Genomic DNA, 16,335 nt, shown 5'->3' with positions numbered 1-16,335 from the left:
TGGAATAAAGGGGCATGCCGGCTGTGGCAATCGCCCATGCACCAGTATCATGGGAGCTGACACAAGGCCCTGCATCCAGCGTGGTTGTCAGGGCCATTGTGCGCATGCCGCCAGGCTGGCGGAAGTTCCCGAGCCAGCGCCCTGATTCTGTAGCAGATTTCAACCGGATAGCAAGACCATGGACCAGCACTTCCTGACCCCCTTGTTCGCACCCAGCAGCATCATCGTGTTCGCCGGCACCAAGGAGGAACGCGCCGACAACCCGGCCTACCGTGACGCCATCAACCTGATCGATGCGTTCAAGGCCCAGGAGTACAAGGGCAAGGTGTTCTTTCTGGATGTGGACCACTCCGAAGGCAGCCTGTCCGACCTGATCCATGCCGGCTCCGACCTGGCCATCATTGCGCTGCCGCCAGCCGAGATCATGGAAGCGCTGGAAGCGGCCGGCCGCATGCGCTGCAAGTCGGCGCTGGTGCTGTCCGCCGGCATTTCGCCCGACATGGCCAACGAGATGCGCCAGGTGGCACGCCGCAGCAACATGTTCCTGCTCGGCCCCAACAGCCGTGGCTTCCAGCGCCCGAACCTGGGCCTGAATGCCGGCGTGGTCGGCCCGATGGCCGAGAAGGGCCCGCTGGCACTGGTGTCGCAATCCGGCGCCCTGACGGCGGCGCTGCTGGACTGGGCGCGCCCGAACCACATCGGTTTCTCCACCATCATCTCGCTTGGCCCGCACACCTGCGTGGACATGGCGCAGACGCTGGATTTTCTGGCTGCGGACCCGCAGACGCACAGCATCGTGGTCTATCTGGAAGGCATTTCCGATTCGCGTAGCTTCATGAGCGCACTGCGTGCCGCTGCCATCGCCAAGCCGGTGGTGGTGCTCAAGGCTGGCCGCAAGCGCGCCGGCAACGTCGCGGCGCGTACCCACTCTGCCGCGATTGTCGGCAGTGACGAGGTGTTTGACGCCGCGCTGCGCCGTGGCGGCGCGGTGCGCATCCGCTCCTTCACCGAGCTGTTTTCGGCCGCGCAGTGCCTGGCCTCGCGCTACCGCCCGGTCGGCAACCACCTGGCCATCATCACCAACGGTGGCGGCCCCGGTGTGCTGGCGGCAGACCGTGCCAACGACATTGGCCTGGAGCTTGGCCACCTGTCGCAGGAAGCCATCAACGCACTGATGCCGCGCCTGCTGCCGCAGGCCTCGGTGGTGGACCTGATCGACCTGTCCGAGGAAGCCCAGCCCGAACACTATGTGGCGGCCCTGCAGGTGGTCGCCAAGGAGGCCGATATCGACGGCATCCTGACTATTCACACGCCCAAGCGCGATGTCGACATGAAGGCGGTGGCAGTGGCCGTGGCGCAGGAGCGCAAGAAGATCGGCAAGCCGCTGATCAGCTGCCTGATGGGCGATACGGCGGTGCGCGAAGCGCGCGATGCGCTGCGCGAAGCCGATATCCCCACCTTCCGCAGCCCCGAAGCCGCAGTGGGCGCCTTCGGCAATATTTCGCAGTTCTACCATAACCAGCGCCTGCTGCAGCAGACGCCGCCGCCGCTGAGCAATATGGCCAAGCCCGACGTGGAAGGCGCGCGCCTGCTGCTGGAAGGCGTGCTGGCCGAACGCCGCCAGATCCTGACCGAGATGGAATCCAAGGCGCTGCTGTCGGCCTTCCACATTCCGGTCACGCAGACGATCCTGGCGCGCAGCACCACCGAAGCGATGATGCTGGCCTCGCAGCTGGGCTTCCCGGTGGCGCTCAAGATCGATTCGCCCGACATCGTGCACAAGTCCGACGTCAACGGCGTGGCGCTGAACGTGATGAACGCCATCGGCGTGCGCGATGTCTACGAGGACATGATGGAAAACGTGCGCCGCAAGCAGCCGTCGGCGCGCATCAACGGCATCACGGTGCAGCGCATGGCCAGCCATGTGCGCGGCCGCGAGCTGTATATCGGCGTGGTGACCGATGAGGCCTTTGGCCCGGTGATCGCCTTCGGTGCCGGCGGCACCATGATCGAACTGTATCGCGACCGCTCCATGGAGCTGCCGCCGCTCAACCAGTTCCTGGCGCGCCACATGATCGACCGCTCGCGCGTCTCGGCCACGCTGGGCAACTGGCGCGGTGCCAGCGCGGTGGACCGCGAGCTGCTGGAGCAGGTGCTGCTGCGCGTTTCCGAGATGGTGTGCGAACTGCCGCAGCTGCGTGAAATGGACATCAACCCGATCATCGTGGACGCCAACGGCGCGGTGGCGGTGGATGCGCGCATCGTGGTCGGCAACACCACGGCCACGGCGCGCCCCTACCAGCACCTGTCGATCCTGCCGTACCCGGCGCACTTCAAGCAGGAATGGCCGCTGCGTGGCGGTGGCCATTACACGATCCGCGCGATTCACCCGGATGATGGCCAGATGCTGCAGGAGCTGGTACGCGGCCTGAGCCCGGAAAGCCGCTACAACCGCTTCGTCTCCGCACTGACCGAGCTCTCGCCCGGCATGCTGGCCAAGTTCTCGCTGATCGACTACGACCGCGAAATGGCGCTGGTGGCGATACTGGACGAGCGCGAGATCAGCCCGGACGGCAAGGTCACCGAGCAGGAACGCCTGGTCGGCGTGGTGCGCTATGTCACCAACCCCGACAGCAGCACCTGCGAATTCTCGCTGCTGATCGCCGACGACATGTCCGGCAAGGGCATGGGCTCGCGCATGATGCGCTCCATCATGGACGTGGCACGCGACAAGGGCCTGCGCGAGATCATCGGCCTGGTGCTGACCAGCAACAGCAATATGCTGAAGCTGATGCGCTCGCTCGGCTTCAGCATCAAGCCCTATCCGGATGATCCGGATTTCCGTCTGGTGACCTACCAGCTGTAAGGCGCTGGCAACGCAGGCCGGTTCCCCACGGAGCCGGCGCTGCGCGCACTGGGTACGCATGGTCCTCAATCTCGTCTGGCTGGGTTTTTTTGTTTCGGCATTCCTGATCGCGCTGTGGCAGCTGCTGCAGGGGGATCTGGAGGCGTTCTCGCGTCTGCTCACCGCCTTGTTCGATGCCGCCAAGTCTGGCTTCGAGATTGCACTCGGCCTGACCGGCATGATGGCGCTCTGGCTGGGCCTGCTGCGCGTGGGCGAGCGCGCCGGCCTGATCAATCTGCTGGCGCACGGCGTGAACCCGCTGTTCCGCCACCTGTTTCCCGGCGTGCCCTCCGGCCACCCGGCGCAGGGCGCGATGACGATGAACATCTCGGCGAACATGCTGGGGCTGGACAATGCCGCCACGCCGCTGGGCCTGAAGGCGATGCAGGAGCTGCAGTCGCTCAACCCACAGCCGGAGCGCGCCACCAACGCGCAAATCCTGTTCCTGGTGCTGAACACCGCCGGCCTGACGCTGATCCCGACCTCGGTGATCGCGATCCGCCAGACCATCGCCATGCAGCAGGGCCTGAGTGGTTTCAACGCTGCTGACATCTTCCTGCCGACGCTGGTGGTGACCTCGATTTCGCTGCTGGCGGCACTGCTGCTGGTGGCACTGATCCAGCGCCTGCCGGTGTGGAAGCCGGCGATCTGGCTGCCGGTGCTGCTGTTTGGCGCGCTGATCGGCGCTCTGAGCTGGTGGCTGACCGGGCTGCCGGCGGAGCAGGCCTCGCAGCTGGTCGGCGCCATCGGCAGTGGCGTGATCCTGTCATTGGTGGTGCTGTTCCTGCTGGCCGGCGCGGTGCGCCGCATCCCGGTCTACGAAACCTTTGTCGATGGCGCCAAGGAAGGCTTTGGCGTGGCGGTGCAGATCATTCCCTACCTGGTGGCGATGCTGTGCGGCATTGCGGTGTTCCGCGCGGCTGGCGGCATGGACTGGATCCTGCAAGGCATTGCCAGCCTCATCACCGCCTTCGGCCTGCCGACCGATTTCCTGCCGGCGCTGCCGGTGGGGCTGATGAAGATCCTGTCCGGCTCCGGCGCACGCGGGCTGATGGTGGACGTGATGCAGGCGCATGGTGTGGCGTCCTTCCCGGCGCAGGTCGCCGCCATCATCCAGGGATCGACCGAAACCACCTTTTACGTGCTGGCGGTCTACTTTGGCAGCGTTGGGATCAAGGACACGCGCTACGCACTCGGCTGCGCGCTGTTTGCCGACCTGGTTGGCATCGTGGCGGCAGTGCTGGTCGGCTACGCGTTTTTCCGCTAGCAGAAATTGGTCTACGTGATAGGTTAAAATCATCAGTTGGGTGTCTGGCACATGGGGTGCCTGACAGGTTTGTCTTGCGCTGGTCGGGCCGCCACGCGGAGTTTTGTCGACCCTATGGAAACCCTCAATCCCTCTACCGTGCAGATCGTGGCTGCCTGCATTTTTGCCCTGGCGCTGCTGCACACCTTCTCCACCAAGTTCTTCCACGATCTGGCGCACAAGAATCCGCGCCATGGCGGCGTCTGGCATCTGCTGGGCGAAGTCGAGGTCGTGTTCGGCTTCTGGGCCATGGTCATGGTGCTGGTCATGCTGGCGCTGACCGGCCCGCAGCAGGCGCTGGAATACGTCGAATCGCGCAACTTCACCGAGCCGATGTTCGTGTTCGTGATCATGGTGGTGGCGGCTACACGCCCGATCCTGGACCTGGCCACGGCCGGTGTGCACGCACTGGCGCGTCTGGTGCCGCTGCCGCGCACCATGGCGATGTATTTCGTGCTGCTGTCCTTTGTGCCGCTGCTGGGCTCCTTTATCACCGAGCCGGCCGCCATGACCCTGGGCGCACTGATGCTGCGTGACACCATCTTCAAGCAGCCCGTCAGCAGCATGCTGAAATACGCCACGCTGGGCGTGCTGTTCGTCAACATCTCGATTGGCGGCGTGCTGACGCCATTTGCCGCGCCGCCGGTGCTGATGGTGGCGGCCAAGTGGAACTGGGACATCACCTACATGCTCACGCACTTTGGCTGGCGCGCGGCGATTGCCGTGTTTGTCAACGCGCTGGCCATCACGCTGATCCTGCAGCGCGAACTGGTGCGCCTGAAGCCCGATACCGAGACCAGCACGGCACGCGTGCCGCTGATCGTGATGCTGGTGCACATCCTGTTCCTGGCCGGCGTGGTGATCACGGCGCACCATCCGGTGGTGTTCATGGGCCTGCTGCTGTTCTTCCTCGGCTTTACCACCGCCTACACGCGCCACCAGTCGCCGCTGATCCTGCGCGAGGCGCTGCTGGTGGCCTTCTTCCTGGCGGGCCTGGTGGTGCTGGGCGGCCTGCAGCAGTGGTGGCTGCAGCCGCTGCTGATGAGCCTGAGTGCCGATTCGGTCTTCTTCGTGGCTACCGGCCTGACGGCGATTACCGATAACGCTGCGCTGACCTATCTGGGCTCGCTGGTGGACGGCCTGAGCGAAGAGTTCAAGCTGGCGCTGGTGGCCGGTGCCGTGACTGGCGGTGGCCTGACGCTCATTGCCAACGCGCCCAACCCGGCCGGTGCCGCGATCCTGAAGGAACACTTCCCGAACGGCGCGATCCACTTCTTCTGGCTGCTGGTGGCCGCGATTCCGCCCACGCTGGTGGCGATGGCGGCGTTCCGGCTGCTGTAACGGCTGGCAACGGCGGCCAGCCATCAGCCAGCCCTAAGGTTGGCGGCACATCATGACGCTGTCGGTGGCCCTCATGCCACCGCAGCAACTACAAGGAGTTCATGATGTCTACCCGTAACCGTATCACCACGACCATTCTGGCCACCCTGCTGGGCGCATCTGCCCTGGGCAGCGTGGCGCTGGCCAGTTCCCTGGATGCCAGCCAGCTGCAGGCGATTCGCGTCAGTGCCGAGCAGGCACTGGTCACCGCCGAGCTGCAGGTGCAGGGCAGCAAGGCGGTGGAACTGGAGCTGGAACAGGGCCAGCAGCAGGCCTATTACGAGGTCAAGCTGCTGGGCGCTGACAGCAAGCACGAGGTCAAGATTGACGCCGTCGATGGCGCGGTACTGTCCACGCGGGACAAGCATGCCAGCGGTGCCGCTAACAAGCTGCAGGGCGTGAAGGTGTCTGCCGCCCAGGCAGCCAGCAATGCAGAAACACTCTACGCCGGTGGCAAGGCGGTCAAGGTCGATCTGGAGCGCGAGAAAGGCCAGCTGCTGTACGAAGTGGATGTCGTGACGCCCCAGCAGAAGTACGAGGTGCTGGTGGATGCCGCCAGCGGCCAGGTGCTGTCGGCTGAGAAGAACCGCTGAAGCAGGGGATCAGCCCTGCGTGCCCTGCAGGGCGCGCTCCCAGGTGCCGCGCCAGAGCATGCCCAGGTTGGCGCGTGACAGCGCTCCGGGGCCGCTGGCGCGCACGCGTTGTGGCATGTCCAGCGCCTGCCATTGCTGGCCAGCTTGTTGCGCCACGGCAAAGTTGAAGCTGTAGTTCGGGTCGATGCCCATGCGCAGGTCACTCAGCACCAGTTGGCCATCGCGCACCTGGGCGCGCATATAGCCGCGGTTGAACCAGCTCAGCTCCTGCACGGCGGGGATGTGGCTGGCGGCCTGTAGCGCGGCGGTGTCGGAGCGATGCGCGCTGAAACGCATCGGGCCCTGGTCGGCGAGCACGGCGCGATCCCCGATCAGGTAGCCGTCCGGTGTCATGACGACGACGCGGTAGAGCAGGCTGGTGAACGGTGCCGCCACCGAGAAGCGTGGTGCCTCGGCCAGGCCCATGGGGGCGAGCGTGGCTTGTGCGGCATGCTCCGCCATCGATTTGGCCGCCAGTGACCAGGCCAGGTAGCTGCTGGAAACGATCAGGCTGGCGACGAGCAGCTGCTGCGCCAGCCTGCGCTCGCGCAGCCACCAGGCGGCGATCACGGCGAGCAGCAGCCACAGCGTATAGGCCGGATCGATGATGAAGAGGCTGGACCACATGGCCGGATGCACCGGCAGCGGCCAGAACAGTTGGGTGCCGTAGGAGGTGAAGGCGTCCAGGATCGGGTGCGTGAACAGCGGCAGGAAGATGGCCCAGAACCAGGCGCGTGGGGCCTGGGCGACGCGGCCGTTGCGCTGCCTGAAGCTCCACCAGATCAGCCAGGCCAGCAGTGGCAGCAGGAACAGCGAGTGCGATGCGCCACGGTGCCAGGTCATGAGATGGACCGGGTTGCTGGTAATGGCGGAGATGACGAAGCCGTCCAGGTCGGGCAGGGTGCCGAGGGCGGCGCCGGCGAGCAGGGCGGCGCGGCGGTGGCGTGCCGGGGCAGCTGTGGCAGCCAGGGCGCTGCCGAGGACGAGTTGGGAGAGTGAATCCATGGGCGGGAGCTGGGGTCAGTGGGCAGCGGGATCGTGCAGCTGCTGGTGCAGGGTGCGCAAGGCCTGCACGTCTTGTGGCAGCGGCAGGTTGCGTTCGCCGTGGGCCAGCGCGGTGGCCGCCTGGGTCCGGGCGGCGGATTGCAAGGCGGGCGTGGCGCTGGCGATCATGGCGAGCAGCTGCTGCATGCGGCTGAGGACTTCCAGCAGGCCGGCACCATCGCGCGCAATGGGGTCGAAACCGTCGTGGATCAGGCAGTCGGTGTGCAGCGGCAGCAGGGTGACATAGGGCAGCTGCGGGACGTTCTGGCGCTGCTTGTAATCCACCGGCTGGCCGAGGCGTACCAGCAGCCGGGTCATGATGGTCATGGCCTGGATGGCAGTGCCGGGATCGTTGGTGGCGGGGGAGAGGGCGCGCTGGGCGGTCTCGCTGAGTACGAGCAGGCCAAAGCGCGGGTCCTGATCGTAGCTGCGTTCCTGGCTGACGATGAACAGCTGGCGCACGCTGGCAGCGGTGTCGGCATCGATCTGGCTGGCGACGATGGCGAGTACGGTGTCGGGGCCGATCAGATCGCCGGGACGGGTGCGGACGTGGATCGGGGCCTGCAGGCTGCTGCCGAGCTTGTTGAGTGCGGGCAGGTCGATGTGGCGCAGGTAGCCGACGGCATCGGCCAGGATGGGGGTGCCGGCGGCGGGCTGTTCCGGGCCGTTGAGGGCGCCCATGCTGGCGTGGGCACGGTAGTCGTCGATGGCGGTCTGGGCGGCTTTTTCGATCTTGGCCAGGGTGTTGCCAAGCAGGCCGAGCGAGGACAGGGTGCGCACCCAGCGGATCAGGGTGATGATCAGGTAGAGCAGCACCAGCACGGTGCCGACAAACAGGATGAAGCGCCCGGCCTGGCCGTAGTAGCCCAGTCCCAGCGCGATCTTGGCGATGAGCGAGAAGATGAAGGCGCCCAGAAAGCTGGCAATCGCCACGCGCGTGCCTTCGTCGCCCATGACGAGTTCGGTGGCGCGCGGGGTGACGCTGCCAGAGGCATAGGCGAAGGCCGACACCATGATGCCGAGCGAGAAGGTGGTCACCGCCAGCATGCTGGAGGCGATCACGCTAAGCAGGTCGTCCAGCGTCTCGCGCTCGATGTTGGGGAAGTAGTTGTCGGGCACCCACTGGTTGAACACGGCCGCGCCCAGCGCCAGCAGGATGGCGGCCAGGCTGGTGACGGCGGGGGTGAACCAGAGTCTGGTGCGGCGGTCGGTTAGCCAGAGTTTGGTTTGGGTGAGCATGGGGGTGGAAGTTTTTCTGTCGAATGATAAGTAGTTTTGATAGGCGATTTATTTTAGTGCCTTTAATTTACTTCCCTAGTTGTCTGCTAATTATGTAATAAAAATGATCGACTGGTTGATATGGAAATGTTATTTCAAAATTAATATATGTCATACATTTAATGTAAAATAATTCATATATGTTGAATTTGCCTGATTTTTGTGGATCTGGAGGTGCTTTGGAGACGTTATTTACTTTCTGCGACAATCCGCTTTAGACTAGTTCAAGATCCAGTCAGGATGGCAACCGAGCTGCTTGCTGATCCAACTCAGTCACAACGCACTTGGCTTGTGGTTGTAGAGTGCCAAGGGGATGCATATGCTCGCAAAACTCGAACGACTCATCGGCGAAATCGGCGACCTCAACAGCAAGCTGATCCTGCTGGTCGGTCCCAGCCGCAGTGGCAAGACCCAACTGCTGCGCCAACTCAGCGCCAAGCTCAATATCGAGCCGCTCAACGTCGGCATGGAGCTGGGGCGCCGACTTGCCGCCACGCCAAACAGTAAGCGTGGCTTCTCAGCCGGTGAGCTCCTGCGGGAGATCGCGGACAGGGAACGCACTGAAGACCCGCTGGTGCTCGACAACCTCGAGTTGTTATTCGAGCCGAGCCTGCAGATCAACCCGCTTGACCTCGTCAGGCGGCTAGCTCACTCCAAGCGTGTCGTGGCCATCTGGCCTGGCGAGTTGCGCGGAGATCGCTTGGTGTACGCCGACATGAACCATCCGGAACATCGTGACTACAGCCGCGACGGTGTGGTCGTATTTGAAATTTGACCTGAACTTAAAACAGAGAGTAGGGAAAAGAAAACCATATGGCCAAGAACATGAAATACGGAGATCTGATTCAGTTCGAGCAGATCGAGTCAGTCATTCAACTGCTCGATGCCGGGCGCCCGGACGAGGCCAAGAAGCTCGTCGCGACCTACGTCATCTCCGACGACATGGCCGAGCGGATCTCCAAGCTCATGGTTCCCCAGCTCAGTTTCGACGATTCGGTCGATCACAAGGGCGTGCTGATCGTAGGTAACTACGGCACCGGTAAATCGCACTTGATGTCGGTGCTGTCGCTGGTGGCAGAGGATGCCGCCTACGCGCCGATGATCCGCCACCCCAAGGTGGCCGAGGCGGTTGCCCCGATCGCTGGCCGCTTCAAAGTGCTGCGCATCGAGGTGGGCGGGCTGCAGATGCCCCTGCGACAGATCATCACCCTGCAGCTTGAGCGCTTCCTCGAAAAGCTCGGCGTCGACTACACCTTCCCGACGGCCGACAAGGAGCTCAACAACAAGGACTCCTTCGAGGAGATGATGGCCGCGTTCGGCGAGAAATTCCCGGACCAGGGCGTGCTGCTCGTTGTCGATGAGTTCCTGGAGTACCTGCAGTCCCGCCGCGATCATGAGCTGGTGCAGGATCTGGCCATCCTGCGTCAGATCGGCGAAGTCACCAAGCACCTGAAGTTCCGCTTCGTGGCCGGTGTGCAGGAGGCCATCTTCGACAGCGTGCGTTTCCAGCACGTGGCCGACAGCATGCGCCGGGTCAACGAGCGCTTCACGCAGATCCTGATCGACCGCCAGGACGTCAGCTTCGTCGTCTCCGCGCGCCTGCTCAAGAAGACTGCCGACCAGCAAAACAAGATCCGCGAGTACCTGACGCCGTTCGCCAAGTTCTACGGTTCGATGAACGAGCGCATGGACGAGTACGTGCGGCTGTTCCCGGTTCACCCGGATTACCTGAAGACCTTTGAGCAGATTCACTTCACCGAAAAGCGCGGCGCGCTCAAGACCATCGAGGCCGCCATGCTGGCCATCCTCGACCAGGAAGTGCCCGCCGACAAGCCGCTGTTCATCAGCTACGAAAGCTTCTGGAACACCATCAAGGCCAACTCGGTCTTGCGCGCCGACCCCAACATCAAGGAAGTGATGCGCGTCTCCGAGGTGCTGGAATCGCGCGTGCAGCAGGCCTTCACGCGCCCAGCGTACAAGGCCATGGCGCTGCGCGTCATCAACGCGCTGGCCGTCCACCGCCTGACCACCGGCGGCGACATTCACGTGCCCATTGGCCCCACCGCCGCCGAACTGCGCGACGCCCTGTGCCTGTTCCAGCCAGGCGTGGAGGACATGCCCGGCGATCCTGCCGAGAACCTGCTGTCGATGGTGCAGACCGTGATGCGCGAGGTGCTCAAGACCGTCAACGGCCAGTTCATCTCCAAGGCACCAGACACCGAGCAGTACTACCTCGACCTCAAGAAAGACATCGACTACGACGCGCAGATCGAAAAGCGCGCCGAGGCCCTGTCCGACGACGCGCTGGATCGCGCCTACTACAGCGCCATCAAGGCGCTGATGGAGTGCAGCGACGACCTGCGCTACCCCGGCTTTCAGATCTGGCAGTACCAGATCGAGTGGCAGGAGCGCCGCGTCGAGCGCATGGGCTACCTGTTCTTTGGCGCCCCGAATGACCGGCCCACGGCACAGCCCGAACGCGACTTCTACATCTACTTCATCCAGCCCTTCGACCGGCCGAAGTTCAGCGACGCCAACCTGGCGGACGAGGTGTTCTTCCGCCTGAAGTCCCCCGACGAAGACTACAAGCGCTACCTGTCCCAATACGCGGCGGCACTGGATTTGGCGTCCACCGCCAGCGGTGGCGCGAAGGCCGTTTATCTGTCCAAAGCCCAGGACTCGCTGCGGTCCATGAGCAAGTGGCTGCAAGAAAAGCAGATGACCGCGTTCGAGGTCACCTACCAGGGCAAGACCAAGACCCTACAGGACTGGGCCAAGGGCGTGTCCCTGCGCGAGCGGGCTCGCCTGGGGCCGGAAGAGCGCATCAACTTCCGCGACGTGGTGAACATCGTCTCTGGCCTGGCACTGGGCCAGCGCTTTGCCGACATCGCGCCCGAATACCCCACGTTCTCGGTGCTGGTCACCGAGGCCAACCGCAAGCAATTGGTGGGTAATGCGCTGCGCGCACTGGCAGGTGGAACGCGCACCAAGGATGCCGCAGCCATGCTCGATGCCCTGGAGCTGCTCGATGGCGACCGCGTTGACCCCGCCAGCTCCCGCTACGCGCAAGAGGTGCTGAACCGCCTCAAGGCCAAAGGCCACGGCCAGGTGCTCAACCGCAGTGAGCTGCTGTCGGGCACGTCTGATGTGGAATATTTCGCACCGATCAAGTACCGGCTGGAACCCGATCTGCTGGTTACCGTAATGGGCGGCCTGGTTTATTCCGGCGACCTTGTGCTGTCGATCACCGGCGACAAGATCGACTCCGGCAAGCTGGCCCAGTTGGCAGAGCGCTCGCTGGAGGAACTCAAGCAGTTCAAGCACGTCGAGGCACCCAAGGAGATCAACCTCGCCGTGCTGCGCACCTTGTTCGAACTGCTCGATCTGCCGACCGGCCTGGCTCAGAAAGCCAGCCAAGGCGACACCGAACCCGTCGTCAAGCTGCAAGAGAAAGTCAGCGCGCTGGTGCCGCGCGTGCTCAAGGCCGGCTCCGACCTGCAGCAAGGCAAACTCGGCTTTTGGGGCCAGAACCTGCTGCGCGAAGAAGAAGCCAAAGACTGGTACGCCCGGCTCGATTCGCTGAAGAAGTTCACCGAGTCGCTGGCGCCGTATAACACCGTCGGCAAGCTCAAGAACCTGCGCGTCACGCAGGAAGACCTGGATAGCCAGAAGAAAAATCTGGAGATCCTGGCCGCCGTCGAGCGTTTGCTCGAACTGGTGGTGGATCTGGGTAGCACGGCGTCTTACCTCTCCCAGGCCGAGATGGTGCTGCCCACCGATCACCCATGGGTGAAGCAAGCCGAGGCTGCCCGTAAAGCCCTGCAAGACAAGCTGAGCCAGGACCGCTCCGCCGAACACGCTTCTGAGTACCGGCAAATGCTGGGCCAGCTCAAGAAGGACTACATCACCGCCTATATCGCCAGCCACAGCAAGGCGCGGCTTGGCGTGGCCGAAGACAAAACCCGCAATGCTCTGCGCCGTGACGAGCGCCTGCTGGCACTGCGTGTATTGGCTGGCGTGTCGTTGATGCCCACCAGCCAGCTCACCGCCTTCGAAGAGTCCCTCAACGGCCTGAAGAGCTGCTCCTCGCTGGATGAGCCAACGCTGGTCACGACTGCCGTCTGCCCGCACTGCCAGTTCCGCCCATCCGCCGAGCAACTGGAACTGCTGCCCGCCGCCAACCGCCTGCACAAGCTGGACGATGACCTGGACGAATTGCAGGCCAACTGGCAGCAAACTCTGCTGGAGAACCTGGAAGACCCGTTTACCCAGGAGAGCCTGGGCCTGTTGCCCGCAGCAAGCAAAAAACTGATCGACGCATTCCTGGCCTCACGCACGCTACCGGCCCCCTTGACCCAGGAGTTCGCCAACGCCGTGCAAGAGGCGTTGTCGGGGCTGGAGAAGATCGAGGTCAAGGGCGACGAGATCAAGCAGGCGCTGCTGCAAGGCGGCTCGCCAGCCACGCCGGACGACCTGCGCAAGCGCTTCGATGCGCTCATCAGCGACCGCAGCAAAGGCAAAGATGCCAGCAAGCTGCGGTTTGTTGTGGAGTGAGGGCAACTCAGGACTATGTATAAAGGGCGACAGAAATGAAGCTAATAAAAATCCAAGCCATCAACTTTCGATCTGTTGAAGACAGCGGCGAATTCCAGATCGGCGATCTGACATGCCTTGTCGGGAAGAATGAGGCGGGAAAGACCGCGATATTGCATGCCATCCAAGGTATTGCCCCTTCTGATGGTGATTATGCATACGACAAGACGCGGGACTACCCGCGCCGAAATTTAAGCAAATTCCAGGAGCGTCATCCCAATGGGAAATCTCCGGTTGCCAAAAGCTGGTGGCAACTGGAGGGTGATGACATCGAAGCCCTGGAAGATCTTCTAGGAGCAGATGTTCTAGAAAAAACCGAAGTGATTGTCACCAGTTATATCGGTCGCGGAAATACCTGGAGCATTCCGCTTAACGAAGAGGAGTGCATTCGCAAGCTTCAGGCGCGTCATGGCCTGAATGCCAAAGACAAAGGAGACATCAAGCAGGCCAAGACAATAAAGGATGCCTTGGCAGCACTTAAAGCTCTGGCCGAGCGGTCAGAAGCGCAGACTGCATTCATGCAAGCCATTGAGAAATTCCGTGACGGAGATCCTGAGCTTGCTGCTATTGATCTTCTCAACAAGCAAAAGCCGACTTTCTTCTACACTTCTCACTTTGAAAGGATGTCAGGGGAAATATCCCTGAATCAACTTGCTGCGGACAAGAACAGTGGGAAGATCAGCTCTGGAGACAAGATATTTCTCGACTTTCTAGAATACGCGGGTACGACCATAGAAGAACTCCGTGATGCTGCAAAGCACGAAGAACTGGTAGCCCAGTGCGAAGGGGCATCCAACGACATCACCGATGAAATTTTCGAGTTCTGGAGCCAAAACGATGCCCTGGCCATCAAAATTGAAATTAACGAAGGGAGGCCCAATGACCCCCCTCCGTTCAACAGCGGTAAAATCGCAAAAATCCGCATAGAAAACAAACATCACCGCGTGACGGTGCCATTGTCTGAACGAAGCGCGGGTTTTGTTTGGTTTTTTTCCTTTTTGGCGCAATTCAAGCAGCTCAAAAAGTCTGCTGGTAAGGCCATCATACTTCTTGATGAGCCGGGCCTGACGCTTCATGGCAAAGCTCAATCCGATCTTCTGCGGTATATCGAAGAGCGAATTCTGCCCGAGCACCAGGTTATCTACACCACGCACTCGCCATTCATGGTGCCAGCTCAGCGTCTGGAGGATGTCCGTGTTGTCGAAGACGTTATCGACTACCGTGATCCACGTCGTCCCATAGTAAAAGGGACGAAGGTCTCCGCTGACGTCCTTTCCGTTGACAAGGACACACTTTTCCCGCTGCAGGCCCACCTTGGTTACGAAATCACTCAGTCCCTATTCGTTGGCCAAAACTGTCTATTGGTCGAGGGTCCATCTGATGTTGTTTATTTGCAGGTGGTATCGAGAGCATTGCAAGCCAGGGGAAGAGCTGGCTTGGATGAGCGCTGGACCATTTGCCCTACCGGTGGCCTGGATAAGGTGTGGTCTTTCTCGTCGCTCTTCCGAGGCAATAACCTAAATATCGCTGTACTGTGCGATTATGGCAAAGGCGATAAGAATAAAGTTGAGAAACTTCGGCAAAGCCAGATTCTGAGATCTGAGAGAGTGCTAACGACATCTGATTTCACGGAAAAGCCTGAAAGCGATGTCGAGGATTTATTCGATAGCACTTTCTATTGCGCTTTGGTCAACCAAGCGCTAGGGCTCAAGGAAGGTGAAATCACAGCCGAGAAAGCCGCAGCAGCCGATCAGAGTACGTGCCGTATCGTCAAACAGGTAGAGGTGCTGTGTCGAACACTGCCTGCTGACGCACAGGACTTCGGCCATTATGTTCCCGCCGATTACTTGATGAGAAACCCTCAGATTCTTGATGGAGAGAGTGAGCCAGTTACTGGAACATTGGATTGCTTTGAGAAAGTATTCAAAGCGTTGAATGGCTTTTTGGATTAGACAGGACGCGGTTCCGTGAATCTAATGCATCTGACCATCCCCAACAAGCCGCATTCGCGGCAACAACGCTACGTGCTCACCGACGCTGGCGTGCAGCTCAAGCTGCTGCACGAACAACAAAAGGCTTTGAGCAGGACGGAATAAAGCAAATGTCTCTTCCACTGCTAACAGAAGAAATAGCGATTACAGCGATCCGGGATTTTTTCCGTGGAAAGCCATTCGTGTTCTTCGGGACAGGAATGTCATGTGCTATGGATACAAGCTTCGGCATGCCTGCACTTCGAGATGAGCTGGTTGAGAAAATGCAGGAAAGAACACTGACTGCGACTCAGGCATCTGAATGGCAAAGCGTAGTCAGCGCCCTTGAGCAAGGCGGAGATCTTGAGAGCTCCCTGAACGCTGTCAGTGACCACAACCTGTTGAGGATGGTGACAGAGATTACGGGAACATTCGTCGCCAGCCTGGATAGGCGTTTCGCCTATTCGATTGCCCAAGGTTCAACAGAGTGGCCGGCCAGTCGCCTTCTCTCTCGTTTGATTGAAACGCTTCCGGAGAGTGATGGCGTATTGCATGTATTAACGCCGAACTACGATCTTTTGTTCGAATACGCCTGCGATTTTTCGGGATTGTCCTATACGAATGGACTGTTTGGTGGAATTGAACGCAAGGAAGACTGGACGGCCGTGGACCGTGCATTACTCGAACCATGCAAAATACGTCAAGGCAACAAGATAAAAACCGTATACCGAGCCAAGAAACATGCTCGCTTGTACAAGGTACATGGTTCGCTGAACTATTTTCTCCACCGCAACGCCATCATTGAAAACAACGCATGGATGTGGAGTCCACCGGAGTTCGCCGAGCGCGTCATGATTACTCCGGGTCTCTCGAAGTATCAGGCGCTTCAACGCTATAGGCGCGAACTGCTGCAATACGCGGATAGTGCGGTGGATAATGCGACGCACTTTCTTTTTCTCGGGTACGGCTTCAATGACAGTCACTTGGAAGAGTATGTCAAGCGCAAGCTCATCACACAGTCAAGCCCCGGCCTGATCGTCACAAGGGACTGCAATCCGAGAATCGAGTCGTTGCTCGACCAATCGGAAAATCTTTGGCTGTTCTGCAAGCTAGACGGCGAAGAAGGAACGAAAATCTTCAACAAGCGCTATTCCGGCTGGCTGGAACTGAAAGGCCAAAGCCTTTGGGATGTGCGCGACTTCACAGACAGAATATTTGGGAGCTGAT

At 61.1% G+C, this 16,335-nt stretch carries 10 protein-coding genes; 8 read left to right on the top strand and 2 right to left on the bottom strand.

Annotation, left to right across the window (positions count from 1 at the left end; all coding sequences use genetic code 11):
- The first annotated feature begins 178 nt into the window (after window positions 1–178).
- The 4 genes from ACI3EV_RS09525 (at window position 179) to ACI3EV_RS09510 (ending at window position 6,184) form a co-directional block, all read left to right on the top strand.
- On the top strand, window positions 179–2,866 hold the full coding sequence (locus ACI3EV_RS09525) for a GNAT family N-acetyltransferase (RefSeq protein ID WP_329771289.1): 2,688 nt from the start codon (window positions 179–181) through the stop codon (window positions 2,864–2,866).
- Window positions 2,867–2,924: 58 nt separating this feature from the next.
- A complete protein-coding gene (locus tag ACI3EV_RS09520) occupies window positions 2,925–4,172 on the top strand; it encodes a nucleoside recognition domain-containing protein (protein ID WP_329771288.1) in 1,248 nt (415 codons plus the stop codon).
- A 114-nt stretch (window positions 4,173–4,286) separates the two neighbouring features.
- Window positions 4,287–5,552 carry a putative Na+/H+ antiporter gene (locus ACI3EV_RS09515; protein WP_337690324.1) on the top strand — a complete coding sequence of 422 codons (1,266 nt, stop codon included), beginning with the start codon at window positions 4,287–4,289 and terminating at the stop codon, window positions 5,550–5,552.
- Window positions 5,553–5,653: 101 nt separating this feature from the next.
- A complete protein-coding gene (locus ACI3EV_RS09510) occupies window positions 5,654–6,184 on the top strand; it encodes a PepSY domain-containing protein (RefSeq protein ID WP_337690326.1) in 531 nt (176 codons plus the stop codon).
- Between the two features lie 9 nt (window positions 6,185–6,193).
- Here ACI3EV_RS09510 and ACI3EV_RS09505 read toward each other — a convergent pair whose 3' ends face one another.
- Together ACI3EV_RS09505 and ACI3EV_RS09500 are read right to left on the bottom strand one after the other, a co-directional pair.
- Entirely contained in the window at window positions 6,194–7,228 is a 1,035-nt protein-coding gene (locus ACI3EV_RS09505) for a metal-dependent hydrolase (protein WP_337690328.1), read from the bottom strand.
- A 15-nt stretch (window positions 7,229–7,243) separates the two neighbouring features.
- A complete protein-coding gene (locus tag ACI3EV_RS09500; RefSeq protein WP_337690329.1) occupies window positions 7,244–8,506 on the bottom strand; it encodes a DUF2254 family protein in 1,263 nt (420 codons plus the stop codon).
- A gap of 358 nt (window positions 8,507–8,864) precedes the next feature.
- On the opposite strand from ACI3EV_RS09500, the gene brxF reads away from it, so the two are divergent.
- The 4 genes from brxF (at window position 8,865) to ACI3EV_RS09480 (ending at window position 16,334) form a co-directional block, all read left to right on the top strand.
- Window positions 8,865–9,320, top strand: a complete 456-nt coding sequence (gene brxF, locus ACI3EV_RS09495) for a BREX-3 system P-loop-containing protein BrxF (protein WP_337690331.1) — start codon at window positions 8,865–8,867, stop codon at window positions 9,318–9,320.
- Window positions 9,321–9,370: 50 nt separating this feature from the next.
- Window positions 9,371–13,099 carry a DUF6079 family protein gene (locus ACI3EV_RS09490; protein ID WP_337690333.1) on the top strand — a complete coding sequence of 1,243 codons (3,729 nt, stop codon included), beginning with the start codon at window positions 9,371–9,373 and terminating at the stop codon, window positions 13,097–13,099.
- A 35-nt stretch (window positions 13,100–13,134) separates the two neighbouring features.
- The gene (locus ACI3EV_RS09485) at window positions 13,135–15,090 is read left to right on the top strand and encodes an AAA family ATPase (protein ID WP_337690335.1); all 1,956 of its coding nucleotides are present in this window, start codon (window positions 13,135–13,137) and stop codon (window positions 15,088–15,090) included.
- Between the two features lie 149 nt (window positions 15,091–15,239).
- Complete coding sequence (locus ACI3EV_RS09480) at window positions 15,240–16,334, top strand: SIR2 family protein (protein ID WP_337690337.1); 1,095 nt, start codon at window positions 15,240–15,242, stop codon at window positions 16,332–16,334.
- The last annotated feature ends 1 nt before the right edge of the window (window position 16,335 follow it).

Origin of the sequence: Allobrachymonas wangyanguii (genome assembly GCF_045055315.1) — a bacterium.
GTDB lineage: Bacteria > Pseudomonadota > Gammaproteobacteria > Burkholderiales > Burkholderiaceae_C > Brachymonas > Brachymonas wangyanguii.
The sequence above is the reverse complement of the archived record's forward strand: the minus strand, read 5'-3'. Positions and strand labels throughout refer to the sequence as shown.

Bases quoted from the DNA above. Each gene is read 5' to 3' on its own strand.
- brxF (WP_337690331.1), top strand. From the start codon at position 8,865: ATGCTCGCAAAACTCGAACGACTCATCGGCGAAATCGGCGACCTCAAC.
- ACI3EV_RS09525 (WP_329771289.1), top strand. From the start codon at position 179: ATGGACCAGCACTTCCTGACCCCCTTGTTCGCACCCAGCAGCATCATC.
- ACI3EV_RS09500 (WP_337690329.1), bottom strand. From the start codon at position 8,506: ATGCTCACCCAAACCAAACTCTGGCTAACCGACCGCCGCACCAGACTC.
- ACI3EV_RS09485 (WP_337690335.1), top strand. From the start codon at position 13,135: ATGAAGCTAATAAAAATCCAAGCCATCAACTTTCGATCTGTTGAAGAC.
- ACI3EV_RS09480 (WP_337690337.1), top strand. From the start codon at position 15,240: ATGTCTCTTCCACTGCTAACAGAAGAAATAGCGATTACAGCGATCCGG.
- ACI3EV_RS09490 (WP_337690333.1), top strand. From the start codon at position 9,371: ATGAAATACGGAGATCTGATTCAGTTCGAGCAGATCGAGTCAGTCATT.
- ACI3EV_RS09520 (WP_329771288.1), top strand. From the start codon at position 2,925: ATGGTCCTCAATCTCGTCTGGCTGGGTTTTTTTGTTTCGGCATTCCTG.
- ACI3EV_RS09505 (WP_337690328.1), bottom strand. From the start codon at position 7,228: ATGGATTCACTCTCCCAACTCGTCCTCGGCAGCGCCCTGGCTGCCACA.
- ACI3EV_RS09515 (WP_337690324.1), top strand. From the start codon at position 4,287: ATGGAAACCCTCAATCCCTCTACCGTGCAGATCGTGGCTGCCTGCATT.
- ACI3EV_RS09510 (WP_337690326.1), top strand. From the start codon at position 5,654: ATGATGTCTACCCGTAACCGTATCACCACGACCATTCTGGCCACCCTG.